General features: G+C 61.1%; 24 protein-coding genes. 15 read left to right on the top strand and 9 right to left on the bottom strand.

The window, feature by feature from the left end; genetic code table 11:
* Positions 1-56 precede the first annotated feature (56 nt).
* From M5B42_RS21395 to M5B42_RS21355, 9 genes are all read left to right on the top strand, one after another.
* Positions 57-1046 carry a phosphate ABC transporter substrate-binding protein PstS gene (locus tag M5B42_RS21395; protein ID WP_248746921.1) on the top strand — a complete coding sequence of 330 codons (990 nt, stop codon included), beginning with the start codon at positions 57-59 and terminating at the stop codon, positions 1044-1046.
* Between the two features lie 416 nt (positions 1047-1462).
* The gene (locus M5B42_RS21390; RefSeq protein WP_248746971.1) at positions 1463-3496 is read left to right on the top strand and encodes an ABC transporter permease subunit; all 2034 of its coding nucleotides are present in this window, start codon (positions 1463-1465) and stop codon (positions 3494-3496) included.
* Positions 3497-3511: 15 nt separating this feature from the next.
* Positions 3512-5182, top strand: a complete 1671-nt coding sequence (gene pstA / locus M5B42_RS21385) for a phosphate ABC transporter permease PstA (RefSeq protein WP_103499407.1) — start codon at positions 3512-3514, stop codon at positions 5180-5182.
* Between the two features lie 160 nt (positions 5183-5342).
* Positions 5343-6176: a phosphate ABC transporter ATP-binding protein PstB gene (pstB, locus tag M5B42_RS21380; RefSeq protein WP_103499406.1), complete on the top strand. Its 834-nt coding sequence runs from the start codon at positions 5343-5345 to the stop codon at positions 6174-6176.
* A gap of 114 nt (positions 6177-6290) precedes the next feature.
* On the top strand, positions 6291-7052 hold the full coding sequence (gene phoU, locus M5B42_RS21375; protein ID WP_100939820.1) for a phosphate signaling complex protein PhoU: 762 nt from the start codon (positions 6291-6293) through the stop codon (positions 7050-7052).
* 160 nt (positions 7053-7212) lie between these two features.
* Positions 7213-8142 (top strand): response regulator, encoded by a 930-nt coding sequence (locus M5B42_RS21370; RefSeq protein ID WP_248746920.1) that lies wholly within the window; start codon positions 7213-7215, stop codon positions 8140-8142.
* A 252-nt stretch (positions 8143-8394) separates the two neighbouring features.
* Positions 8395-9462: a hypothetical protein gene (locus M5B42_RS21365; RefSeq protein ID WP_248746919.1), complete on the top strand. Its 1068-nt coding sequence runs from the start codon at positions 8395-8397 to the stop codon at positions 9460-9462.
* Between the two features lie 297 nt (positions 9463-9759).
* Positions 9760-10065, top strand: coding sequence for an XRE family transcriptional regulator (locus M5B42_RS21360; RefSeq protein WP_152736635.1), 306 nt, complete (start codon positions 9760-9762; stop codon positions 10063-10065).
* Between the two features lie 64 nt (positions 10066-10129).
* Positions 10130-11023: a M23 family metallopeptidase gene (locus M5B42_RS21355; protein WP_248746918.1), complete on the top strand. Its 894-nt coding sequence runs from the start codon at positions 10130-10132 to the stop codon at positions 11021-11023.
* 6 nt (positions 11024-11029) lie between these two features.
* Here the strand turns inward: M5B42_RS21355 and M5B42_RS21350 are convergent, their stop codons facing one another.
* The 3 genes from M5B42_RS21350 to phoB form a co-directional block, all read right to left on the bottom strand.
* Positions 11030-12373, bottom strand: coding sequence for a hemolysin family protein (locus M5B42_RS21350; protein WP_248746917.1), 1344 nt, complete (start codon positions 12371-12373; stop codon positions 11030-11032).
* 137 nt (positions 12374-12510) lie between these two features.
* Complete coding sequence (gene phoR / locus M5B42_RS21345) at positions 12511-13833, bottom strand: phosphate regulon sensor histidine kinase PhoR (RefSeq protein ID WP_103499400.1); 1323 nt, start codon at positions 13831-13833, stop codon at positions 12511-12513.
* A gap of 106 nt (positions 13834-13939) precedes the next feature.
* Complete coding sequence (phoB, locus tag M5B42_RS21340; RefSeq protein WP_003176964.1) at positions 13940-14629, bottom strand: phosphate regulon transcriptional regulator PhoB; 690 nt, start codon at positions 14627-14629, stop codon at positions 13940-13942.
* Between the two features lie 154 nt (positions 14630-14783).
* On the opposite strand from phoB, the gene M5B42_RS21335 reads away from it, so the two are divergent.
* On the top strand, positions 14784-15161 hold the full coding sequence (locus M5B42_RS21335) for a hypothetical protein (RefSeq protein ID WP_103499399.1): 378 nt from the start codon (positions 14784-14786) through the stop codon (positions 15159-15161).
* A gap of 139 nt (positions 15162-15300) precedes the next feature.
* Here the strand turns inward: M5B42_RS21335 and ubiA are convergent, their stop codons facing one another.
* Both ubiA and M5B42_RS21325 read right to left on the bottom strand, forming a co-directional pair.
* Positions 15301-16191: a 4-hydroxybenzoate octaprenyltransferase gene (ubiA, locus tag M5B42_RS21330; protein ID WP_152736639.1), complete on the bottom strand. Its 891-nt coding sequence runs from the start codon at positions 16189-16191 to the stop codon at positions 15301-15303.
* Entirely contained in the window at positions 16191-16754 is a 564-nt protein-coding gene (locus tag M5B42_RS21325; protein WP_248746916.1) for a chorismate lyase, read from the bottom strand. Before M5B42_RS21325 ends, ubiA begins: the two co-directional genes overlap by 1 nt.
* 203 nt (positions 16755-16957) lie before the next feature.
* On the opposite strand from M5B42_RS21325, the gene M5B42_RS21320 reads away from it, so the two are divergent.
* The 3 genes from M5B42_RS21320 to M5B42_RS21310 all read left to right on the top strand — a co-directional run bounded on the left by M5B42_RS21320 (position 16958) and on the right by M5B42_RS21310 (position 18781).
* Entirely contained in the window at positions 16958-17125 is a 168-nt protein-coding gene (locus tag M5B42_RS21320) for a rubredoxin (protein WP_103499396.1), read from the top strand.
* A 43-nt stretch (positions 17126-17168) separates the two neighbouring features.
* Positions 17169-18317 (top strand): FAD-dependent oxidoreductase, encoded by a 1149-nt coding sequence (locus tag M5B42_RS21315; protein WP_248746915.1) that lies wholly within the window; start codon positions 17169-17171, stop codon positions 18315-18317.
* 188 nt (positions 18318-18505) lie between these two features.
* Positions 18506-18781 (top strand): HU family DNA-binding protein, encoded by a 276-nt coding sequence (locus M5B42_RS21310; RefSeq protein ID WP_003213368.1) that lies wholly within the window; start codon positions 18506-18508, stop codon positions 18779-18781.
* A gap of 468 nt (positions 18782-19249) precedes the next feature.
* Here the strand turns inward: M5B42_RS21310 and M5B42_RS21305 are convergent, their stop codons facing one another.
* The 3 genes from M5B42_RS21305 to M5B42_RS21295 all read right to left on the bottom strand — a co-directional run bounded on the left by M5B42_RS21305 (position 19250) and on the right by M5B42_RS21295 (position 24575).
* Positions 19250-19531, bottom strand: a complete 282-nt coding sequence (locus tag M5B42_RS21305; RefSeq protein ID WP_177104153.1) for a hypothetical protein — start codon at positions 19529-19531, stop codon at positions 19250-19252.
* Between the two features lie 2 nt (positions 19532-19533).
* Entirely contained in the window at positions 19534-23979 is a 4446-nt protein-coding gene (locus tag M5B42_RS21300; RefSeq protein WP_248746914.1) for an RHS repeat-associated core domain-containing protein, read from the bottom strand.
* Positions 23980-24236: 257 nt separating this feature from the next.
* On the bottom strand, positions 24237-24575 hold the full coding sequence (locus tag M5B42_RS21295) for a hypothetical protein (RefSeq protein WP_247263079.1): 339 nt from the start codon (positions 24573-24575) through the stop codon (positions 24237-24239).
* Positions 24576-24815: 240 nt separating this feature from the next.
* Here M5B42_RS21295 and M5B42_RS21290 point away from each other — a divergent pair, with 240 nt between their 5' ends.
* Both M5B42_RS21290 and M5B42_RS21285 read left to right on the top strand, forming a co-directional pair.
* Positions 24816-25169 (top strand): type II toxin-antitoxin system HigB family toxin, encoded by a 354-nt coding sequence (locus M5B42_RS21290; RefSeq protein ID WP_100939806.1) that lies wholly within the window; start codon positions 24816-24818, stop codon positions 25167-25169.
* A 55-nt stretch (positions 25170-25224) separates the two neighbouring features.
* Positions 25225-25698 (top strand): helix-turn-helix domain-containing protein, encoded by a 474-nt coding sequence (locus M5B42_RS21285; RefSeq protein ID WP_248746913.1) that lies wholly within the window; start codon positions 25225-25227, stop codon positions 25696-25698.
* Between the two features lie 194 nt (positions 25699-25892).
* Here M5B42_RS21285 and M5B42_RS21280 read toward each other — a convergent pair whose 3' ends face one another.
* Entirely contained in the window at positions 25893-26225 is a 333-nt protein-coding gene (locus M5B42_RS21280; protein ID WP_348648023.1) for a hypothetical protein, read from the bottom strand.
* Positions 26226-26239 lie beyond the last annotated feature (14 nt).

Here is a 26239-nt window from a genome sequence, read left to right as displayed (position 1 = left end):
CCGGCCTACTGATACTTGGCCCCGATCTGATAAACCCTCTCTGCTAGGAGCAAGGCATGAAACTGAAGCGTTTGATGGCGGCAATGACTTTTGTCGCTGCTGGCGTTGCAACTGCCCACGCGGTCGCCGCTGGTGTGGACCCGGCCATTCCGTCTTATACAAAAGCCACGGGCGTATCGGGTAACCTGTCCAGTGTTGGTTCCGACACCCTGGCCAACCTCATGACCCTGTGGGCCGAGGGCTACAAGAAAGAATACCCGAACGTGAACATTCAGATTCAGGCCGCCGGTTCCGCTACCGCGCCGCCCGCCCTGACTGAAGGCACTTCGAACCTGGGCCCGATGAGCCGCAAGATGAAGGACACCGAACTGGCGGCCTTCGAGCAGAAGTACGGCTACAAGCCGACCGCTATCCCGGTCGCCGTGGATGCCCTGGCCGTGTTCGTGCACAAGGACAACCCGATCAAGCACCTGACCATGGAACAAGTCGACGCGATCTTCTCCTCGACTCGTCTGTGCGGCGCCAAGGCCGAAGTCAAGACCTGGGGTGACCTGGGCGTGACCGGCGACCTGGCCAACAAGCCAGTGCAACTGTTCGGCCGCAACTCGGTATCCGGCACCTACGGCTACTTCAAGGAAGAAGCCCTGTGCAAAGGCGACTACAAGCCTAACGTGAACGAACAACCGGGTTCGGCTTCCGTTGTGCAGTCCATCAGCTCCTCGCTGAACGGTATCGGCTACTCGGGTATCGGCTACAAGACCGCCAGCGTGAAAACCGTTGCCCTGTCGAAGAAAGGCAGCACCGAGTTCATCGAAGACAGCGAAGAAAACGCCCTGAACGGCAAATACCCGCTGTCGCGTTTCCTCTACGTCTACGTCAACAAGGCACCGGGCAAGCCTCTGGCTCCGCTGGAAGCCGAGTTCGTGAAACTGGTTCTGTCCAAGCAGGGTCAGGAAGTGGTTGTGAAAGACGGCTACATCCCACTGCCAGCCAAAGTTGCCGCCAAGGCACTGGCTGACCTGGGCCTGAGCGAAGGCAAGCAGTAAGCTTTCGGCCGGGACGCCAGTCCCGGCAGCAACACCAAGGCGCGGTCCGATCCCGATCGACCGCGCCCCTCATTCCGAAACCGCTGCCAGCCTTGCTGGGCGGCGGCTTCAGTGCGTCACCGCATTGTCATCTTTCTGTCATACAGGACCGCTAGGGTGTGCGCATGAACGATCTGGCCAATTCCACCATGACTACGACTTCACCCCCCAAGCGCATTGATTTCAATACGCCTGAGCTGCAACGCAAGCGCCGAATCCGCGCGCTGAAGGATCGCCTGACCCGTTGGTATGTGTTCATTGGCGGCCTCGCCGTCCTCGGGGCGATCACCCTGATCTTCTTCTTTCTCGGTTATGTGGTCCTGCCCCTGTTCCAGGGCGCCTCGCTGACCGCCGAGAAAAGCATTACCCCCGCCTGGATCCAGGACGCCGGTAAACCCCTGATGATCTCCCTGGAAGAGCAGAACCAGGTCGGCATGCGGGTTTCCGACAAAGGCCAGGTGCTGTTCTTCAATGTCCAGGACGCCAGCGAACTGTCGCGGGTCGACCTGCCGATTCCGGCCGGCACCACGGTCACCTCTATCAGTAAGGACCAGCCGGGTATCCCGCTGGTGATTGTCGGCTTGTCCAATGGCCAGGCGCTGGTGTTCCGTCATACCTATAAAGTGACCTACCCGGACGGCAAGAAAACCATTTCCCCCGCGGTCGAGTACCCCTACGGCGAGGCGCCGATCAGCCTCGACGACCAGGGCCGTGCCCTTGAGCATGTGAACCTGAACGCCGCCGACACCACGTTGGTCGTGGCCGGCTCCACCGGCGCGCAACTGCACGTGCTGGCGCTGACCAAAGAAGAAAACATGATGACCGGCGAGGTCACCAGCGAGCAGAAGAGCATCGAGCTGCCGCAGATGACCGAGCCGGTGAAGGCGATCTATATCGATCCGCGCCAGCAGTGGCTGTATGTGATCAACGGGCGCGCCCAGGCCGATGTCTTCAGCCTGCGCGACAAGAGCCTGAACGGTCGTTACAAACTGCTGGAAAGCGCCAATGCCGAAGTGACCGCCAGTACCCAACTGGTGGGCGGTATCTCGCTGATCATCGGTGACTCCACCGGCGGCCTGGCCCAGTGGTTCATGGCCCGCGATCCGGATGGTGAACTGCGCCTGAAAAATATCCGCGGTTTCCAGATGGGCACCGCGCCGATCGTCGAAATCACCGCCGAAGAGCGTCGCAAGGGCTTTGTCGCCATGGACGCCTCCGGCAAGCTCGGCATTTTCCACAGCACCGCGCACCGGACCCTGCTGGTCAACCAGGTGGTCGACGGCCAGGGCCTGTTCGGTCTGTCGCCGCGGGCCAACCGGGTGATCGTCGAGCAAGGTGGCAAGATCCAGCCGTTGGTCCTCAATAACCCGCACCCGGAAGTGTCCTGGAGCGCGCTGTGGAGCAAGGTCTGGTACGAGAACTACGACGAACCCAAGTACGTCTGGCAATCGACCGCCGCCAACACCGACTTCGAACCCAAGCTGAGCCTGTCGCCGCTGACCTTCGGTACCCTGAAGGCCGCGTTCTACGCCATGCTCCTGGCCGCGCCGCTGGCCGTCGCCGCCGCGATCTACACCGCCTACTTCATGGCCCCGGGCATGCGCCGCAAGGTCAAGCCGGTGATCGAATTGATGGAAGCGATGCCGACGGTGATCCTCGGCTTCTTCGCCGGCCTGTTCCTGGCGCCTTATGTAGAAGGGCATCTGCCGGGGATCTTCAGCCTGCTGATGCTCCTGCCGATCGGCATCCTGGTGGCCGGCTTCGCCTGGAGCCGCCTGCCCGATTCGCTGCGCCTGCGGGTGCCGGACGGCTGGGAAAGCGCGATCCTGATTCCGGTGATCCTGTTCGTCGGCTGGCTCTCGCTGTTTATGAGCCCGCATCTGGAGAACTGGTTCTTCGGCGGCGACATGCGCATGTGGATCTCCCACGACCTGGGCATCACCTACGACCAGCGCAACGCCCTGGTGGTCGGCCTGGCCATGGGCTTCGCGGTGATCCCGAACATCTACTCCATCGCCGAAGACGCCGTGTTCAGCGTGCCGCGCGGCCTGACCCTGGGCTCGCTGGCCCTGGGCGCCACGCCGTGGCAGACCATGACGCGGGTGGTGATCCTCACCGCCAGCCCGGGGATCTTCTCGGCGCTGATGATCGGCATGGGCCGCGCCGTCGGCGAGACCATGATCGTGCTGATGGCCACCGGCAACACCCCGGTCATGGAGATGAACCTGTTCGAGGGCCTGCGCACCCTGGCGGCCAACGTCGCGGTGGAGATGCCGGAGTCGGAAGTCGGTGGTAGCCACTACCGCGTGCTGTTCCTCTCGGCGCTGGTGCTGCTGCTGTTCACGTTCATCATGAACACCCTCGCGGAACTGATTCGTCAGCGTCTGCGCAAGAAATACTCGTCGCTTTAAGAAAGGTAGAAGTCTGTGAAACAGAACTCCCTGAACAGCTGGTTCAAGAGCGGCGCCCCCGGCGTCTGGATCAGCGGTGGTGCGGTATCCATCGCGGTCATCATGACCATCGGCCTGCTGGCCGTGATCGCTGTGCGCGGCCTGGGCCACTTCTGGCCGGCCGACCTGGTGCATGCCCAGTACAACGTGCCGGGCCAGGCCAACCAGCTCGTGGTCGGCGAAGTGGTACAGAAGGAAGAGGTGCCGCGCGCGCGCCTGAAAACGGCCGGCTTGCCGGTACCGGACGAAGGCCCCGAGTTCATGACCCGGGAGCTGATCAAGGTCGGTAACCGCGACCTGAACGGCAACGACTTCACCTGGATCGTCGGCGAATGGTTGCAGGACCAGACCTACCCGGCCGAACTGATGACCATCGAGCGTCGTGAGTGGGGCAATTTCTACGGCACCCTGGTCAACGTCAAGGAGAACGGCAAGGTGATCGCCGAAGGCGAAGCCGCCTGGCCCGAGTTGCAGGCCCGTGTCCAGCGCGTGAACGGGTTGGCGGCGCAGATCAAGACACTCGAGAAGAGCGACATCGGCGCCATCAACGCCGGCCTCGAGCGGATTCGTCTGCATGGCCGCAAGCTGGAACTGGAAGGCCGGCTCGATGCCACCGCGCAAGCCGACATGGCGACCGAACGTGCCGAACTGAATGCCCGTTACCAGGACATCGAAGCGCACCTGAGCGATCTGCACACCCAGTTCAACCGCGACAGCCTGACGGCCCGCGATGCCAACGGCAAGGAACTGGAAATCAGCATCGGCAAAGTGGTCCACGCCTATCAGCCGAACGCCATGGGCAAGCTGACCAAGCTGGGCTTCTACTTCAGCAAGGTCTGGGAGTTCCTCAGCGACGATCCGCGTGAAGCCAACACCGAAGGCGGGATCTTCCCGGCGATCTTCGGCACCGTGATGATGACCCTGATCATGGCGATGATCGTGACCCCGTTCGGCGTGCTGGCGGCGGTCTACCTGCGTGAATACGCCAAGCAGAACGCGCTGACCCGGATCATCCGCATCGCGGTGAACAACCTGGCCGGTGTCCCGGCGATCGTCTACGGCGTGTTCGGCCTGGGCTTCTTCGTCTACGTGCTGGGCGGCTCGCTGGACCGGCTGTTCTTCCCCGAAGCCCTGCCGGCACCGACCTTCGGTACCCCGGGCCTGCTCTGGGCCTCCCTGACCCTGGCGCTGCTGGCGGTGCCGGTGGTGATCGTGGCGACCGAGGAAGGCCTGGCGCGGATTCCCCGCACCGTGCGCGAAGGTTCGCTGGCCCTGGGAGCGACCAAGGCCGAGACCTTGTGGAAGATCGTCCTGCCGATGGCCAGTCCGGCCATGATGACCGGGATGATCCTCGCCGTGGCCCGCGCTGCCGGCGAAGTGGCCCCGCTGATGCTGGTGGGGGTGGTGAAACTGGCGCCGTCGCTGCCGGTGGACGGCAACTACCCGTACCTGCACCTGGACCAGAAGATCATGCATCTGGGCTTCCACATCTACGACGTCGGCTTCCAGAGCCCGAACGTCGAGGCCGCTCGTCCGTTGGTCTACGCTACGGCGTTGTTGCTGGTGCTGGTGATCGCCACCTTGAACCTGTCGGCCGTATGGATTCGCAACCACCTGCGCGAGAAGTACAAGGCGCTGGATAGCTGATTGCCGTCCCTGTAGGAGCGTGGCTTGCCCGCGAAGGGGGCCTCAAGACCGCCAAAAGCTTCGCGGGCAAGCCACGCTCCTACAGAACGGCGTTACCGTTGACCCAGGCGTTGTGTCGACGGCTCATTGAACCGAATTTGTTAGCGCAGGGAGTTACCCCATGCAGCATGAACCCCAAACCCACGGCATCAACATGTCCGCCCTGGGCCGTAGCAAGCAGAGCCTGGACCTGGCGAGCGAAACCGTTGCCATCGAAGTCCCGAAACTGAGCCTGTACTACGGCGAGAAGCAGGCGTTGTACGACGTCAGCATGAATATCCCCAAGCAGCGCGTGACCGCCTTTATCGGCCCGTCCGGTTGCGGCAAGTCGACACTGCTGCGCACCTTCAACCGCATGAACGACCTGGTGGACGGTTGCCGCGTAGAGGGTGAAATCAACCTCTACGGCAACAACATCTACCGCAAGGGCGAGGACGTCGCCGAGCTGCGCCGCAAGGTCGGCATGGTGTTCCAGAAACCCAACCCGTTCCCCAAGACCATCTACGAAAACGTGGTCTACGGCTTGCGTATCCAAGGCATCAACAAGAAGCGTATTCTCGATGAAGCCGTGGAATGGGCCCTCAAGGGCGCGGCGCTGTGGGAAGAGGTCAAGGATCGTCTGCACGACTCGGCCCTGGGCCTGTCCGGCGGTCAGCAACAGCGTCTGGTGATTGCCCGGACCATCGCGGTCGAACCGGAAGTCTTGCTGCTCGACGAACCGTGCTCGGCACTCGATCCGATCTCGACCCTCAAGGTCGAAGAACTGATCTACGAGTTGAAATCTAAATTCACTATTGTGATCGTCACCCACAACATGCAGCAGGCCGCTCGGGTTTCCGACTACACCGCGTTCATGTACATGGGCAAGCTGGTGGAGTTCGGTGACACCGACACCCTGTTCACCAACCCGGCGAAGAAACAGACAGAAGACTACATCACCGGTCGTTATGGCTAGGTGAGGAAGCTGCAAGTCGTCAGCGACAAGCGGCAAGCACGGGCAGCCTGAGCATATTCATAATTCGGCTTGAAGCTTACAGCTTGAAGCTTGCAGCTTTCGCGGAGCGACACAATGATTGATAAAGACGGTCTTACCCATCACATTTCCGCGCAGTTCAATGCGGAACTGGAAGAAGTACGCAGCCACCTCCTGGCCATGGGCGGTCTGGTCGAGAAGCAGGTCAACGACGCGGTCACCGCGTTGATCGAAGCCGACTCGGGCCTGGCCCAGCAAGTGCGCGAAATCGACGACCAGATCAACCAGATGGAACGCAATATCGACGAGGAATGCCTGCGCATTCTCGCCCGTCGCCAGCCGGCGGCCTCTGACCTGCGCCTGATCATCAGCATCTCCAAGTCGGTAATCGACCTGGAGCGCATCGGTGACGAAGCGACCAAGATCGCCCGTCGCGCCATCCAGCTGTGCGAGGAGGGCGAGGCACCGCGTGGTTATGTCGAAGTGCGTCATATCGGCGACCAGGTGCGCAACATGGTCCGTGACTCGCTGGACGCCTTTGCCCGCTTCGACGCCGAGCTGGCGTTGTCGGTGGCGCAATACGACAAGATCATCGACCGCGAGTACAAGACCGCCCTGCGCGAGCTTGCGACCTACATGATGGAAGATCCGCGCTCGATCAGCCGGGTACTGAGCATCATCTGGGTACTGCGTTCCCTGGAGCGCATCGGCGATCATGCACGGAACATCTCCGAACTGGTGATCTACCTGGTGCGTGGCACCGATGTCCGGCACATGGGCCTCAAGCGCATGCGCCAGGAAGTTGAGGGCACCTTGTCCGAAACTGCTAATGTTCCCGGCGAAGCTGACGATAAGTAAGATTGCCTGAGAAAAACGCCCGGCCTAAGGTCGGGCGTTTTTGTTTGTGGCGTACGAATTTTTACGAGCACCCGCGAACGAAAAGTCCCGGTGTGACCAATCGCTGTTGGCAAATAGCCATTAGTCAGTATGCTAGCCGGGATTTTCAGAGGAATGGTCAATGAGTAAAGTCAGTGTTTTGGTGGTGGATGACGCGTCGTTCATCCGCGATCTGGTGAAGAAATGCCTGCGCAACTACTTCCCGGGCATCCGGATCGAAGACGCTGTCAACGGGCGCAAGGCCCAGGCGGTACTGGCTCGCGAAGCGTTCGACCTGGTGTTGTGCGACTGGGAAATGCCGGAAATGTCCGGGCTGGAGTTGCTGACCTGGTGCCGCCAGCAGGACAATCTCAAGGGCATGCCGTTCGTCATGGTGACCAGCCGTGGCGACAAGGAAAACGTGGTTCAGGCGATCCAGGCCGGTGTTTCCGGTTATGTGAGCAAGCCGTTTACCAATGAACAGCTGCTGACCAAGGTCAAGCAGGCGTTGCACAAGGTCGGCAAGCTCGACACCTTGATGAACAGCGCGCCGACCAAGGCCAACTCGGCTTTTGCCAATGACTCCCTGAGTGCCCTGACCGGCGGTCGTGCCGAAGTGGTCAGCCCGGCGGCGGCGCAAGCCCCTGCGGCGGCCCCGTCCAAAGGCCTGCTCAACAGCCCGCCGGTGCGTCCGGCCACCGCTGCGTCGCCAGCGGGCGCCGCGGCGGCCTCGGGCGGTCGTGGCCAGGGCCAGTTGCGTCTGTCCAGTGGCACCCAGCAGTGCGTGATCAAGGCACTGAGCATCAAGGAAGCCTTGTTGGTGGTACGGCGTACCGAGATCCTCCCGCAGGTGCTGGAAAACGCCGTGCTGGACCTGGAGCAGGGCGATAACGCCGAGATCGCCCGTTTGAACGGCTATCTGCATGCCATCGTCGCCCATGAGCCGAAGCCGGACAGCGAATGGCTGCAACTGACCTTCCGTTTTGTCGACCAGGACGCCCAGAAGCTGGACTATATCTCCCGCCTGATCGCCCGTGGTACCGCCTTGAAGCACTTCGTTCCCGGCGCGTAAGCCCCGCGGACCGGCTTCTTCTCGCGAGCAAAGGTTCGTCCCCACATCGCTCAGGCGCTGTCTGTGGTGGCGGGCCTGCTCCGGGTCTCTCCTTCGGCACAATCCCCGCCTTCCATCCCCGTACCGGCTTTCGCGCGCGTGCACCACTCGTCGCAACTGTCATTTCTGACAGGTTACGTCTTCAGGCACTTTCCCTAGATTCGATGCGGTCAACTGCCTTTTGCAGTTGCCTTGCGAAACAGGAGATAGGTGATGACCAAGTTTCTCAGCCTGAAGGAAAGAGACCGAGTCGCCGATAAATTGCGCGTGAAGTTGGAGCCGTTGCGGGCCGCTACGATCGATCAAGCCGTGGATGGAAAGATCTCATTTGCGGATCTGGAGAAGGGACTGACCATTCGTATTCCCTTTGTCGAGGGGATGAGTGTGGGGGGGCGCTACCACGTGTTCCTTACGTCGTGGGATGGTGATGGCGTCTTTGGTGTCGGTGGAATGATCCCGTTGGAAAACCAGGACACAATAGTGCCCGTGCCGCCTGATCGGGCGCTGGCCTTTCGAGGACAGCAGGTCGCGTTGTATTACTTCTATTTGGAATACCCGCCTGAAGAGTGGAAATCGCCGACCGTAGTGCTGTCAGTGGAGGGGCTGATATACAAACCGGTGGTGGAAGAAGCGGTTGATGGTGTCATCCCGTTGTCAGCGCTTTCGCAAGGGGTAAACCTACGAATCAGAGCTTCGTCGTCAATGACCCAGGGCGCCCTGGTTTCTATCTATTGGTGGGGTTCCAACGCGGATGCCTGTTTCGTCAAACACCTCGTTATCGGGACGGAGCCGGCTGAGGACCTTGTCGTGGCCGTCGAACCTGGCTATCTGACGCCGATCAAGTACGGAAACGTCAAGGTTATCTACACCGTGCTATCAGCAGAGGGGACTCGGACATCTCCCCTTCTTGAGCTTGGAGTCGCGGGTGATTTGGCCGTGCCCGAGGCGGTCTATGGAGTTGGACAAGACATCCGCACCGGGGTTGACCTTGAGCTTATCCAGGAGGACGGTGGAATTCCGATGCGGCTCAAGACCCAAGGGATGGTTGCGGGCGATGTGGCGATACTGATTTTTGTCGGTGGCCTCCTCGGCAGCGAATTTGTGTTTCGCCATACGGTGAAGGCATCGGACATCACCGCTGGTCATATAGCGTATGGAGTACCGGCTTCGTTTCTATCATTAGGGTGGGCTGTCAAGGTCTGGAGTTTGGTTGACCGCCTGGTGGGCGGAGCTATCGGTTCTCCCGAGCTTCTCCTGAGTCTGCATTTGGATACGGATTAAAACGAGCGCCCGATAAAGTGCCGTGGTGCAGGTTCTACGATAGGGCGGCGAGGCGGGTGGCGCCCGGCAGTGCGCCCTCCGTCCTTGCCGCCTTCGGAAGTCTTTCGTCCGAATCCTTCCGTTCAGGTTGTTTTATATCTGTTTCGATATAAGCTGTTTAAGAGTCATGTGGGTGGTCGCCTTTGCGCCAAGCTTTGAAACAACCTCGCACCACGGATATCCCGTTCATTGATTAGGCTTTTCCTGCCGTCGACGGGAAAAGCCTATATCTAGGCACAAGGAGATAGGAGCAACGCTATGACCAACGCCATCAAGACTGAACGTTTCGCCTCTGTCTGGGATGCCCTTGAGGACACTCCTCGGGAGGCCGCCAACATGCGCCTGCGCTCCAAGCTGATGATGGAGCTGATCAGCCGGGTCAATGCCTGGGAGCTCTCGCAAAAGGACGCAGCCAAGCGCCTGGGGATCACCCAGCCGAGGTTGAATGACCTGCTGAACGGCAAGATCGACAAGTTCTCTCTGGATGCGCTGGTGAACCTGTCCGAGCCGGCTCAATTGAACGTCGACCTGTGTTTTGGCCCCGGGGCCATCCAGCTGGCGTGATTCACACAAATGCCCTGGCCACCTGCTAGTCTGGTCGCCATGTTTTATTCGGCGACTCTCGCTTATGTTCCTGCGCCTGCTGCTTTCCTGTGGTCTGTTGATGGCCGCCACCTCGGCTGCGGCCATGACCATCTACAAGTACACCGATGCCAATGGGGTGGTCTCCTACAGTGACCGCCCGGCGCCGGGCGCCCAGGTATTCGTGTTTCGTGATCGGATGGTCGAGCACCTGGAGCGTCAGGTACGCCTGGATATCCGCAAGCAGAAGGGCGGTGATGAGGTCTACGTGCGCAACGACCTCTATGCCCCGGTGGAGATAGAGCTGGGTTTCGGTGCCCTGAAGAACGTCAGCGGTGCGCCGCAGTCGATCCGCAAGGTCCTGCCGGCCCGCAGCAACCAGCGTCTGGCGCTGCTCACGGCGATTCAGGCCGGCGAGCCGATGCGATACACCCCCAGGTTCCAATACTTCCTGGGCGACCCTTCCGGGCAGGCCCAGGGCTACCGTTACCCCTTTCCCTGGCGCGGCGGGCCGTTTCGCCTGACCCAGGGGCCGAACGGGCAATACAGCCACTTCGGCGCCAAGAGCCGTTACGCGATGGACATCGCCATGCCGGTAGGCACGCCGATCATCGCGGCGCGGGGCGGGGTGGTGATCAAGACCGAGAACGACCAGAGCGGCGGCGGCAAGAACCCTTCGGGCAACTTCGTGCGGGTGCTGCACGACGACGGCACCATGGGCGTGTACCTGCACCTCAAGCAAGGCTCGGTGAGCGTGCGCGAAGGCCAGCGGGTGGAAGTGGGCAGCCCGCTGGCGCTGTCGGGCAACACCGGCAACAGCACCGGGCCGCACTTGCACTTCGTCGTGCAGCGCAACACCGGGATGGGGCTGGTGTCGATTCCCTATCAGTTCAGCCAGCCGCTGGAGGCGTTGCCGAATTTTGCCTTGAGAGGGAAATAACCCCCATCAGTCGAGCTTGAGAACCTTGGCCAGGATGATCTTCGGTCCTTTCATCTTCTTGATGATGATGCGCAGGCCTTCGACTTCCAGCACTTCTTCCTCTTCCGGCACCCGCTTCAGGGAGTCATAGACCAGCCCGGCGAGGGTTTCCGCCTCGATATGGTCCAGGTCGATGCCCAGCAGGCGTTCGACCTTGAACAACGGCGTATCGCCACGCACCAGCAACTTGCCCGGCTGATAGGCGAGGATGCCGCGCTCAGTCTTGCGGTGTTCGTCCTGGATATCGCCCACCAGCACTTCGAGCACGTCTTCCATGGTCAGGTAGCCGATCACCTTGCCGTCGGCTTCTTCCACCAGGGCGAAGTGCGAGCCGCCCTGGCGGAACTGTTCCAGCAGGCGCGACAACGGCATATGCCGCGATACCCGCTCCAGCGGCCGGGTCAGCTCGGCGAGGTTGAACGACTCGGGAATATGGTCCAGGGCCGCCAGCTCCAGCAGCAGGTCCTTGATGTGCAGCAGGCCGACGAACACGTTGCGCTCGGCGTCGTAGACCGGATAACGGCTGAACTTGTGGCGACGGAACAGCGCGAGGATTTCCTTGAGCGGCGCATTGCAGTCCAGGGTCACCAGGTCTTCACGGGAGTTGGCCCAGTCGACCACTTCCAGCTCGCCCATTTCCACCGCCGAGGCCAGTACACGCATGCCCTGGTCGCTGGGGTCCTGGCCACGGCTGGAGTGCAGGATCAGCTTGAGTTCTTCACGGCTGTAATGGTGTTCGTGATGGGGGCCGGGCTCGCCCTGGCCGGCGATCCGCAGGATGGCGTTGGCGCTGGCGTTGAGCAGGTAGATGGCCGGGTACATCGCCCAGTAGAACAGGTACAGCGGCACCGCCGTCCACAGCGACAGCAGCTCGGGTTTGCGAATCGCCCAGGATTTGGGCGCCAACTCACCGACCACGATGTGCAGGTAGGAAATGATGAAAAAGGCGGTAAAGAACGACACGCCCTTGATCACTTCGGCAGAGTCCACCCCGACGGCGCTGAGCAGCGGTTGCATCAGGTGGGCGAAGGCCGGCTCGCCGACCCAGCCCAGGCCCAGGGAGGCCAGGGTGATACCCAGTTGGCAGGCGGACAGATAGGCGTCCAGCTGACTGTGCACGGTGCGCAGGATCTGCCCGCGCCAGCCGTTCTTGTGGGCGATGGCCTCGACCCGGGTCGAGCGCAGCTTGACCATGGCGAATTCCGCCGCAACGAAGAAACCGTTGAGCAATACCAGGATCAGAGCGAAAAGAATCATGCCGAAGTCGGCGAAGAGCGAAGCGAGGGTCAAGCTACTAGGGGAAGGGTCCATGATGGGGTTTTACGGGTTCCGTATTTCAATTTGAAGTAGGTGGGTGGAGGCCTGAAAGGCAGGCACAAGTCAACCAATGTAGCGGCAGATGCGCCCGTTGCCTAGTGGCCTGGCCCGGCCGGTGTCCCGGCAAGGCGTCAGGCGGGCAGGTTGCGGGTGCTGGTGCGCGTCACCTGGACCGGGGCGAAATGGCAGGTGAAGGTGCTGCCATGGCCCAATACGCTGCTGATTTCCAGGCGCGCGCGGTGACGCAGCAACACGTGTTTGACGATGGCCAGGCCCAGGCCTGTGCCGCCGGTGTTGGAGTTGCGGCTGGAGTCGACCCGGTAGAAGCGTTCGGTCAGGCGTGGCAGGTGCTTGTTGTCGATGCCGATGCCCGAGTCCTGCACGCTCAGGTGCGCGCCGTGTTCGTCGCCCCACCAGCGAATGCGGATATTGCCTTCGGCCGGGGTGTATTTGACGGCGTTGAACACCAGGTTGGAGAACGCGCTGCGCAGTTCCGCCTCGCTGCCCTTGAGGCGGATGGCGCCGTCGGCTTCCAGGGTGATGGTCTGGTTGCGTTGCCCGGACAGGGCCTGGGCATCGTTCTTGATCGACTGCAACAGCGTGTCGATGCGCACCGGCTGGTTGTCCGACGGGTAGTCGGTGGCTTCCAGCTTGGCCAGCAACAACAGGTCGTTGAGCAGGGTCTGCATGCGGCTGCCTTGCTGCTGCATCTGCTGCAGGGCGCGAACCCAGCGTGGGTTCACCTCCTGGACGTTGTCGAGCAGGGTTTCCAGGTAGCCGGAGATCACCGTCAGTGGCGTGCGCAGCTCATGGGAGACGTTGGCGACGAAGTCCTTGCGCATCTGTTCCAGCTGATGGATGCGGGTCACGTCGCGCACCAGCATCAGGTGCTCGTTGTTGCCGTAGCGGGTGATATAGAGCTGGATACGCAGGCGGTCATTGGTCGGCGAGGGAATTTCCAGCGGCTCGGCGTAGCTTTCCTGTTCGAAGTATTCCTTGAAGCGCGGATGCCGCACCAGGTTGGTGACCGGCTGGCCGCTGTCCTGGGGCGTCTTGAGGCCCAGCAGGGTTTCCGCCGCGCGGTTCCACCATTCCAGGTTGCCGTCGCTGTCGAGCATGATCACCGCGTCCTTGAGGGCGGCGGTGGATTCCTGGACCCGGTCGATCACCGCTTGCAGGCGCCCGCGCACGCGCTGGTCGCGACGTTGCAGGTGATAGATGCTGTCGAATACGTCGCCCCACAGGCCATAGCCGTCCGGCGGTGATTCTTCGGGTTTGTGATGGCGCAGCCATTGATGCAGGCGCAGCAGTTGCTTGAGGGTCCAGCCCAGGTAAAGCCCCAGGCCCACGGCCAGGCTCCAGCCGTAATACCCGCTGGCCAGGCCTGCCACCAGGCAGCCGGTGACCAGCAACAACAAATGGCGGATCAGGGTGCCATGCCAGTTTTGATTCACTTCAACATGCGTCCTTGGAGGCGAAGCCGTTCGAGCGACAAGCTTCAACGCTGCCAGTTTGAAGCGGCTCGGTTACCGATGTATTGCGGGTTGTTTGCAGCGATTCTCAACCCTTGGTCGAGAAACGATAGCCGGTGCCGCGCACGGTTTGTACCAGATTTTCGTAGGCATCGCCCAAGGCTTTGCGCAGGCGGCGGATATGCACGTCGACGGTGCGCTCCTCGACATAGACATTGCCGCCCCAGACCTGGTCCAGCAACTGGCCACGGGTGTAGGCGCGTTCCTGGTGGGTCATGAAGAACTGCAACAGGCGGTATTCGGTAGGACCCATTTCCGCGGGTTTGCCGTCGATGGTCACCCGGTGGCTGATGGGGTCGAGCAGCAGGCCGCCGACTTCGATGGGGGCTTCGCCGTCGGTCGGGCCGGCCCGGCGCAGCACTGCCTTGAGGCGCGCCACCAGCTCCCGTGGGGAGAATGGCTTGGTGATGTAGTCATCGGCGCCGACTTCAAGACCCTGGATCTTGTTGTCCTCTTCGCCCTTGGCGGTGAGCATGATGATCGGGATGTCACCGGTCAGCTCGTCGCGCTTGAGGCGCCGGGCCAGCTCGATGCCCGAGGTGCCGGGGAGCATCCAGTCGAGCAGGATCAGGTCGGGTTTGCGGTCGACGATGATCGCGTGGGCCTGCTGGGAGTTTTCCGCTTCCAGGCAGTCATAGCCGGCCATTTCCAACGCAACGGCGATCATCTCGCGGATGGGCGCTTCGTCGTCGACGATCAGAATGCTCCTGCCAACCATATCCCTTCACCCTCTTGTCATTTAACTGTCTTGCGCCGCATTAGATAACGAAATTATTGCAGACATGTGACAGCTTTTTTCCGCACGCCGCAATGGTCATATTCATGGGCTACGCTGGGGGTTCGAATCCTACAACCACAAAAGGAAGGTTCTTATGACTTACTCTTCGTTTTCGTTGAAAGCCCTGATGGTAACGGCGGCGTTAACGCTGCCGACCCTGGTTTTCGCGGCTGAGCCGGCCATGATGAAAAACGGCATGATGGTCGATAGCAAGGGGATGACGTTGTACACCTTTGATAAGGATGCCAACGGCAAATCCATGTGCAATGGCGATTGCGCCAAGAACTGGCCGCCGATGATGGCTCCTGCGGATGCCAAGGCTGAGGCTGGCTGGACAATGATCAAGCGCGATGACGGCACGATGCAGTGGGCGCATAACGGCAAACCGATGTACACCTACAAGATGGACGCCAAGCCTGGAGACGCCATGGGTGATGGCAAAGGCGGTATGTGGCACATGGCCAAGCACTGATTCACCGCAATACCTTGTAGGAGCAGGGCTTGCCCGCGAAGAGGCCCTTGAGACCGCTAAAAGCTTCGCTGGCAAGCCAGGCTCCTACAGGTTCCGTTGTGTCCTCTGGAACGGGTGCCTGGCTGGCGAGCGGGGTTGCTCAGCGCGCCGCGTAATCCAGCACCACACCCAGGAAAATCGCCAATCCCGCCCAGTGGTTGTGCAGGAACATCTTGAAGCAGAGCTGCGGGTCCTTGCCTCGGGTGACCCGGAATTCCCAGACAAAACATGCCGCGGCCGCTAAAAGCCCGATATGGAACCAGCCCCCCAGCTCGAACCGCGCCCCGGCCAGCAGCAGGCAGCCGAGCATCAGGCCCTGCAAGGTCAGGATGATCACCCGATCGGCCTCGCCGAACAGAATGGCAGTGGATTTCACGCCGATCTTCAGGTCGTCCTCACGGTCGGTCATGGCGTAATAGGTGTCGAATGCCACCGTCCACAGCACATTGGCGATATACAGCAACCAGGCCGTGGCGGGCAGGCTGCCGGTCTCGGCGGTGAAGGCCATCAGGATGCCCCAGGAATACGCCGCCCCCAGCACCACTTGCGGGTAATAGGTGTAGCGCTTCATGAACGGGTAGCAGGCCGCTACCGCCAGGGCACCGAAGGACAACCACACCGTGGTCGCATTGGTGCACAGCACCAGCAGGAAACTGATTCCCATCAGCAGGGCGAACACCGCCAGGGCTTCCTTGCCGCTGATCCGCCCTGCCGCGATGGGCCGCTGCTCGGTGCGTTTGACGTGGCCGTCGACCTTGCGGTCGGCGAAGTCATTGATGGCGCAGCCGCCGGCGCGGGTCAGGATCACGCCGAGGGTGAAGATCAGCAGGTTGCCCAGCGACGGTACACCCTTGGCCGCGATCCACAGGGCGCTGAGGGTCGGCCACAGCAGCAGGTAAATGCCGATGGGCTTGTCCATGCGGGTCAGCTGGAGAAAGTCCCAGGCCCGTGGGTGCAGGCGGTTCATGGATTTGAGCAGGTTCAGGTACATCAGCAGTTCTCCCCACAGGTACTGACGGCGTGCCACAGGCTCGGCAGGAAAATCTCCGCCACCAGCAGGCTCAGCGGCCCGCGATTGAAACGTGAGCGGCGGCCCCAGAGATGATCGGCGCGATGCTCCGGCGGCAGCCAGGGCGCCGGGTAATGGCAGACCTCGATGGCCTGGCGCTCGAACGCCTGATCGCAGAACAGCAGTTCACCCAGTGAACGGCTACCCAACTCGTCCATATTCAGGGCACCTTCGCGCAAGGCACTCTGCGCCGCGACGCTGCGGGCGAACACCCAGGGCTGGCCGTGACCGCGCAAATAGACCTCGCGCACCCAACCCAGGCTTTCACTCGGCAACTCCAGCGCCGCGCACTCGTCGTCGCGCAACGGTTGCCAGCCTTCGAACAGCGGCGTGACACTGAAGGCGTTATCGGAAAGTGCTGTCAGACGACGAGTAAGAGACCCTTCGTCAAATAACCAGTCGAGGGTTGGTGCGTCTGGCGGGGTGGTCAGCCGGCTCTGGGTGAGCCAGGCGGGAGACGCTGGAACGGGGGCTTTGTGCGGCACGATGGGCAGTTGATTGGCAGCCAGTGAGGCGCCGAGCTTATCACAGGCGGTTCGGCCGTTTAGAGCGCCCGGCTGATCAAGGCTGTCGATCGTGCTTGCATCGGCGGCCTTCGATCAGTACAAAACGCCCTGAGCCGGACGGCAACGCTGTGCCTATCGACTGTCCGTGCCGTTAAAAGCCTGGGAACCGAGGAAGTAACGAGATGAAGAAGTGGCAATGTGTGGTTTGCGGGCTGATCTATAACGAAGCCGACGGTTGGCCGGATGATGGCATCCTCCCCGGGACCCGCTGGGAAGATGTCCCCGCTGACTGGCTGTGTCCGGACTGCGGCGTCGGCAAGACGGATTTCGAAATGATCGAAATCGCCTGATCGATCAATTTTTAAACAGATGTCTATGGACTTGGAGAAAGGAATGAGCGCACCTGTCGTGATCGTCGGTACCGGGCTGGCCGGTTACAACCTGGCCCGGGAGTTTCGCAAGCTCGACAGCGAAACCCCGCTGCTGCTGATCACCGCCGACGACGGGCGTTCCTACTCCAAGCCCATGCTGTCCACCGGCTTCGGCAAGAACAAGGACGCCGATGGCCTGAGCATGGCCGAACCCGGGACCATGGCCGAGCAGCTCAAGGCCGAGATCCGCACCCACACCCGCATCAGCGGCATCGACCCGGGCCACAAACGCCTGTGGATCGGCGAGGAAGCGGTGAGCTACCGTGACCTGATCCTGGCCTGGGGCGCGGAAACCGTGCGGGTGCCGGTGGAAGGCGATGCCCCCGAGGCGATCTTCCCGATCAACGACCTGGAAGACTACGCGCGTTTCCGTGCGGCGGCGGCGGGCAAGCAGCGTGTGCTGCTGCTGGGCGCCGGGTTGATCGGCTGCGAGTTCGCCAATGACCTGATCCTTGGCGGTTACCAGGTGGAACTGGTCGCGCCGTGCGAACAGGTCATGCCGACGCTGCTGCACCCGGCGGCGGCCGCCGCTGTGCAGGCGGGCCTGGAAAGCCTTGGTGCGCGTTTTCACCTGGGCCCGGTGCTGACCCGCCTGCAACGCAGCGGCGATCACCTTGAGGCGCATCTGTCGGACGGCGCCACCGTGGCCTGCGACGTGGTGGTCTCGGCCATCGGCCTGCGTCCGCGCATCGACCTGGCCGCCGCCGCCGGCTTGCAGGTCAATCGCGGGGTGGTGGTCGATCGCCACCTGAAAACCTCCCACGCCAATATCTACGCCCTGGGCGATTGCGCCGAGGTCGATGGCTTGAATCTGCTGTACGTCATGCCGCTGATGAGCTGCGCCCGGGCGCTGGCCCAGACCCTGGCCGGCAATGCCACCGCGGTGAGCTACGGCGCCATGCCGATCACCGTGAAGACGCCGGTGTGCCCGCTGGTGGTGTCGCCACCGCCCCGTGGCAGCGAAGGCGTGTGGACGGTCGAAGGGCAGGGCGCCGACATCAAGGCCCTGTGCCGCGACACCGGCGGTCGGCTGCTGGGTTATGCCCTGACGGGCGCGGCGGTGATGGAAAAACTGGCCCTGAACAAGGAGCTTCCGCCGTTGCTGGCGTAAATACCGGTCCTTCTGTCGTAAACACCCGCTTCTTGCCCCTACAAAGGTCGTAACGAGACTGGCGCGGGGCCTTGCCTCGTGCCATCCTCACTCCCGTCTGCCGCAGAGTAGAGCCTGCGGCGCCTTGGGCGCTGTTCCGGAAGAACAGCACGGACATAACAACAAAAAACCGTCAAAGAGGCTTCATTATGCGTAAACCAGAACTCGCCGCTGCAATTGCTGAAAAAGCGGACCTCACGAAAGAACAGGCCAACCGCGTGCTCAACGCCGTCCTCGAAGAAATCACCGGCGCGTTGCACCGCAAAGACAGCGTCACCCTGGTAGGTTTCGGCACCTTTCTGCAGCGCCATCGCGGTGCCCGTACCGGCAAGAACCCGCAAACCGGCGAGCCGGTGAAGATCAAGGCCAGCAATACCGTCGCATTCAAACCGGGCAAGTCGCTCAAAGATAGCGTCAACCCGTAAGCGTCAGGTACCACTCCCGGAGCAACGGGAGCGCTGTAGAAAAAATGGGCACGCCGATAGGATCGGGTGCCCATTTTTCATTCTGGCGGTGCTGTCGCAAGGCCCCCCACTGTTCAGTGTCGAATCAACAATCTGCAGACGACCGGATGGCCATGTGGGAGCGGAGCTTGCGCGCGAAGAGGCCGGTGAGAACGCTAAAAGCTTCGCGGGCAAGCTCCGCTCCCACTTCAGGTACGTGTTCCGCCATCAGAATATCGTCGTGCCCAGCCTTTGTGTGCTGGCTTGTCGGGATGTCGCATCGCGGCGATGGTGGTCTCAGGGGCTCGGCAGTGCTGCCAAGCAAGCGGTTGTCGCCTCGACCACCACTTCCAGCTGGCGCTCCTCTGCGTGGGAAAAGTCACCGTATTGCGCCATGGCCCGGCAGGTCGAGAGCCGTTCCGTTGTTCCTGAATATCGTCCACCAGCGATTCAGGGCATGCGCATCAGCGCCGTGCGCAGGCGCCGAATCAGGATCGGGTCGCCCAGGCATTGTGTGGGCGTCAGGTTATCCAGTGCCGGGACAGGTTGCTCGAGCCACCACAAGCTTTCCTTGAGCCCTCTCTTGCCATAGAGAATTACGGCCATGTCCAGATGTCCGTCCATGGCGGAGGCCAGCTGCCGTGCCTGCTCATCGAGATAGTCCTCCTCGTAGAGGGTGACCAGCGCTTGCCAGCTGGCATCGCCGGGATAATCGTTTTCCAATTGTTCCATGATTAGAACCCGTCGAAGGCAATAAGGTTGGACCCGGTGGGATTTCGGGCAGAAGGGGCGAGTATTCCATCATAGCCGTTGGCCTTGGCCCAACTGCCCACCTGATGGGTCACGTCGTATTTGGAGCCGGTAATGTCTTTGAGTGACACGCCCAACTGATTGCGGACCTTGGCGTTGGTCAGGTCCAGTACATTGTCGAGTTGGACTTTCTTGCTCACCAGTATTCGTGTCGACAGGTCGACTTTCCAGTGGGTAACTTCCGCCATGGCGGTCTTGCGCGAGTTGGCCCCGTAGACGCCGCCCAGTCCGGCGTTGGTATAGCGGTGGGTTGCGGCGACGTTCCACTTGTGGGCCGTCCAGGTGGTGCTGACCCGGCTGGGTTCCTCGAAACGATACACGGTGCGTTTGACCTTCCGGCCGGGCGGCGGTGTACCGCATTTCATCAGACCCAGCGGGTCGCTCCAGCCTTGCGGGTTGGGGGCATACTGGTAGGCATTGAGGCCACCGGCCAGGCCCATGGGATCCGGTGTGGTGAAGCGTCCTATATCCGGGTCGTAGAAGCGAAAGGTGTTGTAGTGCAACCCGGTTTCACGGTCCAGGTACTGGCCCTGGAAGCGCAGGTTCTGCTCCTCGATGTAAGAGGGCTCGCGGACTTCTTCGACAGTGGCACCCCAGACCCGGTAGCGCGCTTGCCACAGCGTGCTGCCATCGGCTTCGGTCAGTTGCTGCGGCAAGCCGCTTGGATCGTTCTGGTAGTAACGCACCTGTTGGTGCGCGCCATGGCCATCCACCCGGGCCAGCGGCTCGTAGCTGTCATCCGCATAGAGGTAGAGGCTGCGCTGGTTGTTCTTCTGCTCCTGGAGCAGGCGCAGGCCATCCCAGGTGAAACGGGTTTCGCCGAGCAGATAACCGTTGTGATCATGCTCGGTCTTGGCAATACGCCGTCCCAATGGATCGTAGTGCATGCGGACCACGGTTTCCCGCGTGCCCTCCTGGCTCCGTACTTCGATCAAACGGCTCTCGGCGTCATAGGCAAAGCGTTGTAGCCGACGTCCGGCGCTGCGTTTTTCGATCATCCGCCCGAAGGCATCGTAGCGATAGCGCTTGTCCTGGTAGGCCAACAGGAGGTTGTGCTCGACCCGCCCGATACCGGCTGGCGGACTGTCGAGCAGGTTGGCGGCGGCGTCGTAGGTGAACGTTTCGCGCAGGCCCTGGACGTTGTCCTGGCTGGCAACGATCCGGCCGGTGGCATCGTAATGCAGCAACTGACGGTGTTCGCTGCTTGGCTGTCGGTCGCGACGGCTGATCAGGTTGTCGCTGGGGTCATAGTCGAAATGCTGCTGCACCGCTGCCGGCAGCTGCATGGGTTGGCCGACTGAACGGCGCGACCGTGAGCGCAGGCGTCCGCTGCGGTCGTACTCGCTGCGGGTGTTGATCTGGCCCTGGGTACGCAGCACTTCGCGGTGCAGGCTGTCGCGCTCGAAGTCGCTGATGACCTGCCCGTCGAGGTTGATCTGGTGCAGGTGACCGCTGCCGTAATACAACCGATTGAGCCAGCGGCCATCGGGTAGCTGCGTCTGGATCAGATTGCCCAGCTCGTCGTAATGATGCTGCAGGCTGCCCGCCGAACTCCGTTCTTCCAGCAATTGGCCGAGGGCGTCATAGGCGAAACCGAGTGTTTGCGCGTTGCCGTCGTTATCGGTAAAGGTGACGGCGGTCAGTTGGTCCAGTGGGTCATAGCTGTATTCGGTGCGCCCGTCGTCGGTGACCTTGGCGATCAGGCGCCCACAGGCGTCACGCTCGAGCCGGTGCACCACAGGCTCCATGGAGCGTGGCGGTACTGGTGCCGGGATGAGCTGCACGACGCTGACCTGGTTCAGTGCATCGTAATCGAAGCGACGAGCGCTGCCGTCCAGGTCCCGTTGCTCGGTCAGGCGATTGTTGGAATCCCAGGCAAATTGGTAGCGCTCACCGTTCTCGTTGGTCAGGGCCAGCAAACGGCCGTAGTGGTCGTAGCTGAACTCCACTTGCCGTCCCTGGGCGTCGATCCGCTGGCGTACCTGGCCGCGTCGATCATGACGGTAGTGCGTGGTTTGCCCCTCGGGATCGGTATAGCTGCTGACCTGCCCGCCAGCATTGCGCCGATACTGATCGGCACGCCCGTCCGGCCACTGGCTGCCAAGCAAGCGGCCCAGGGCATCGTACCGATACTCCGTGCGTTCACCGAGAGCGTCGGTGACGCTGCTGAGCAAGCCGCGAGCGTCATAGTTCAACCGCGTGGGGTGGCCTGTGCAGTCGATGTGCTCGACCACCTGGCCGAAATTGTTCCAGCGTAGCTTTTTGCTCTTGCCGGCGGGGTCGATGATTTCTACCGTCTGACCGTGGGCATCGTGGCGATAGCGCGTGACCTGCCCCAGCGGGTCAACTTCCCTTGTGCAATTTCCACGCGGATCGTAGTGGTAGTGCCAACTGTTGCCGGCGCTATCGGTTTCCACTCGCGGCAGTGCCCAGTGTTCCAGCCACACGGTCGATTCGCTGCGACCCAGTGGGTCGACGGTTTCACTGAGGTTGCCGGCTTCGTCGTAGCTGAACTGGTATTGCCCGCCCCCGGGGTCGGTCGCGCCGAGCAACTGGCGTTCATCGTTCCACTCGAAGGACCAGGTGTGGCCCAGGGCGTCGGTGTAGCGGGTAATCTGGTGTTGCGGATTCCAATACCGGGTACCGACCCGCCCCAGGCCATCGGTGACACGGGTGATACCAGCGTCCAGGTCGTAGTCGAAGTGGTAATCGTCGCCATCGTCGGTCCAGTGCCGGATGACTCGCCATTCCCGCTCCTGAACCCTGGCCCACTGGTAGAAACAGCGCAAGCCGACGGGGAGTCGATGTTCGATCAGACGTCGCTCGGCGTTGTAGGCGAAGCTTCGCTGCACCTGCCCGGTGATATCGCGAACGTGTGCCAGATCACCTTGTACGTCGTAGTCGTAGTGCACCAGCACTTCGCGGGACTGGTCGGGATAGACGCGTTCGATCCGGCTGATTCGGCGTGGCCGCTGGGAGCTGTAGATCGGTTCCACTTGCACCAGATCGAAAGTGTCGCGCAGCCGAATCAACCGCCCCGACTCGTCGTAGTCGAGATAGATTCGGTTGTCGTTACGGTCGCCCAATTGGCTCAGGCGCAGACGGCCAGGTTCGCCTGGGGCTGGATCGAACAGTCGGTAAAGTCCCTCGTCGCTCTCGATCAGCAACTGGCCGTTGCCATGGCGCCGGACGCTCAGGCCTTCACCGGGACTGAACACCGCGCTGCCCGGTGCGATCGAGCCCATGTCGAGGCGGCGGGCCTGTTCGTCGATATAGATCAGTCGCTCGCCGCCTTCGGGGTGAGCCGTAATCTCGACGCAAACCTCATAAGGCACGCTCCAACCCGCCCCGAACAGCCCGTTGCGACGTTCGTCATGGCTGTTGTAGAAGCGTTGCCACTCCAGGGGCAGTAGCCCTGGCAGGGCGAAATCCAGGTCGTCGAGGCCGCCCAGCACCTTGGCCCCGGTGGCGGCGTGTACCGGGTTGGGCGAACCGACGATGGCATTGGTCAGCGCGCCGATGGCCTGGCTGGTGACGAAGGAGTTGACCCCGGCCAGCAACATGCACGGCAGGTTGCTGAGAAATTTGCCCTTGCTGCCCTTGAGCATCATCAGCGCGGTGATCGCCAGGCCGATGCCGGGTGTCTTGCCACTGCGGATTTCGCGTACCACCACCGAGCCGCCGCCGATGGTGACATTGGGTGAGATCAGCCCGGACGAAACGACGGTGGCGTCACAGGTGCTGCGGTCGCCACTGCGCACGGCGGGCTGACCGTTGATGCTGACCTTTTTCGAGCCTTCGGCGAGAAACTGCGGCGGCATCGGCGGATGCTTCATGCAGGTCACCAGGTCCAGCGGCTTGGGCACGGCGCCGGGGGCGGGCGTCGCCACCGTGGGTCGCCACATCTGGGCAAAGAAGCCCTTGGCGATATCCAGGTAGCTGGCTTCAGGGGCGGGTTCCTCGCTGTCCGGTGTACCGGCCGCTTCGACATGGGACGGCACCGCACCGGCGGCGCGGGCGGCGGGAATCGAGTTGATCAGGGTGTCGGTGGAGCCGGTGAGGATGGTGGCCTGCACCGTGGGCGGAAAGAGCGCGTTGCCGATGCCCTCGCACATCTTGCTCAGGCCCTTGTCGGCGCCGGTCTTGCTCATCGCCACGCCGACAATGACCCCGACCACGGCTCCGAGCACACAGGCCCCGAGCCCGCCGGTGGCGACGGTGATCCCGGTGGCGGCAACCACGGCTGCGGTGGCCAGTGCGCCGATGGCGACGTTGGCCGCGACCTCGAGCACACCGCCGAGAATATCGGCCATCATCGAGGTATGGGACAACGCGTCGCCCAGGCGGGCAGCCCAGAGCGGGTCAGACATGAAAGGTCATCAAGACAGGTGGTCCATCATCAGGTCAAGAGCGGTGCGGAGTATGAATGATCTGATGTTGGTGGGAAATTATTCCTACTGCGATTGCGGGGGTGGATCACAGTTGTCGAGCAAATAGCGGGTGCACGCTCTCACAAACGCCGCACCCGCTTTTGTGGGAGCCGGCTTGCCGGCGATGACGTCCGGATAGACGGCGCGAGGCTTGCGGGCCTCATCGCCGGCAAGCCGGCTCCTACAAGGGTTGTATTTCAGCCCGCGTTCACCTGAAGCAGCTGCAACGGAGCGTGCCTCTCGCCGGCCTCGATGAGCAGCCCATCGACCTTCTTCAGCGCCGTCAACAAGCTACCCACGCTGCGGGCATTGAGCCGCACGCCATCGGTGAAGGCCTTGTTGATCGAGACCATGACACTGGAAACGCTCTCGTCCGCCTGCGCCTCCAGCAAGTTGTCCCGCAGGTGAGTGATCAGCTCCTTGAAATGTGGATCGTCCAGGGAAAGGGGGGCTTCCAGATCGTGCTTCTTCAGGGTGCTGATCAGCAGCCCCAAGGCCACGCTGGCCCGCATCAACGCTCTTTCTCGTGCATCCATTCGCTGTCTCCTGTGTCGAGGTCCGGCTCTAGTGACGACTCAAGGATAGACCACGCTGGGGATGGTGCTTTTGAAGGGGCGGGTGAGCGACGACTGGTCTGGTAGTAGCACTCTGCACCAGAGCGTTTCATTGTTTTTCCGTTGGGGCCGCACGGGGTTTCGATCACTTAGGATGAGGGCTTGAACTTTGACAAATATCTGGATTTGAGATATTTTCGCCTATGCTGAAGGTCAACAACCATGCGAGTGATAGCAAAAGCAGCGGTGACACAAGCGATGAACACTTACAGCCAGTGGCGAGTCCCTTTGAGTCTTTGGCTCACGACATTTGATCGGCCAGGCTTGCGCTACGAGTCCTTTGAGCAATTTCGAGAGGTCTGGGCAACTGTATCAGGGTGGAATGTCGACCGAATTCCTCATTCCAAGCTCAAGGTCAGCAGTAAAAAGGGCCCCTTGGATATCTATATCTTTGATATCAAGAAGAATGAGTGTCGAATTATTTCTTGGATTAATACGAAAAATGGCAGCATTTTCATAAAAGATATTTTGCCGCATGCCAGCTATGACAAGTGGTGGCAGAGTGAAGTTAAGTAAACAAGATTCAGGACGGGTTTCTACAGTCTTGCAAAATGCAATAGCAGGTGACGAAATGAAACGTAATAAGGTCGGTCCAACAGACTTTGATATTTTCATAGCCAATATTTCCCCCATGCTTGAAGGTCTGAACGATCAAGTAGCGACCTTGGCTCGGTTGCTATCCGCATGCCGTGAGAAAATCAAGGATGACAGCGATCTTAAAGATCGAATGGCGTTGATTGATGAGCTTTACTCACATGCGGACAGTGAGGATCATGCGGCTGCGCGCTTTGCGGAGTTGGTGGCTGATCGTGTGTATGAATATGAGACCGAAACGGTTCTGATCCCTTATTCTTCTCAGTCGCAAGCATTGGCATTTCTGATGGATGAAAGAGGGATTAAGCAAAAGGATCTTTCTGCCATTGCAACTCAAAGTGCGATTTCTGAGATTTTGAACGATAAAAGAAAGATGACCGTTGCACAGGTAAAAAAGCTTTCCGATTTTTTTAAGGTCCCTGCTGAATTTTTTATGCAGGGTGTTGTTTAGTTTGAGCGATGCGTTATCCCGATAACGCGCCTAAAAACGACAGGCTGATCGTTACCGGGATTTTCAGAGGGTGCGGATAAGGCTCTGCTTACCGCCTGGGAAATTTATGAAGGCGATGCAGGATTAGGTGAGGACGAACCTTCCAGCAACGCATCCACCACCGCCCGAGCGACTTCCACCGAATGCAGCATGCCCTAGAACAGCGCCCGTTCGACGGGGTTGGTATGCAGGCTGATTTCGCCGCCATTGAGTTCAGCCGTTTCGAGCAGTCGCGACACGTAGGTCAGCGCATCCTGGGCGTTGATGCTTGGTTGGATGGAAAACAGCGTGGGCTTGCAGGGATCTTCGGGGATGACGGGTTTGGAGGAAGTGAAGGCGAGGGTACTGAGCAATCCTGGCGTGTTTGCCGGATCCAACTCAGCCTTGCCGGAAGGGACGTCAGAGGTTTTACGTAGATATACCGCCTTTTCGACCGCGCTAGGTGCTTTGCGAGTGAGAGGCAGATTGGGGGTAATGTTATTTGTCATTGTTAGGCTCCTTA

The organism is Pseudomonas sp. MWU12-2037, assembly GCF_023242345.1.
Lineage (GTDB): Bacteria > Pseudomonadota > Gammaproteobacteria > Pseudomonadales > Pseudomonadaceae > Aquipseudomonas > Aquipseudomonas gingeri_D.
The sequence above is the reverse complement of the archived record's forward strand: the minus strand, read 5'-3'. Positions and strand labels throughout refer to the sequence as shown.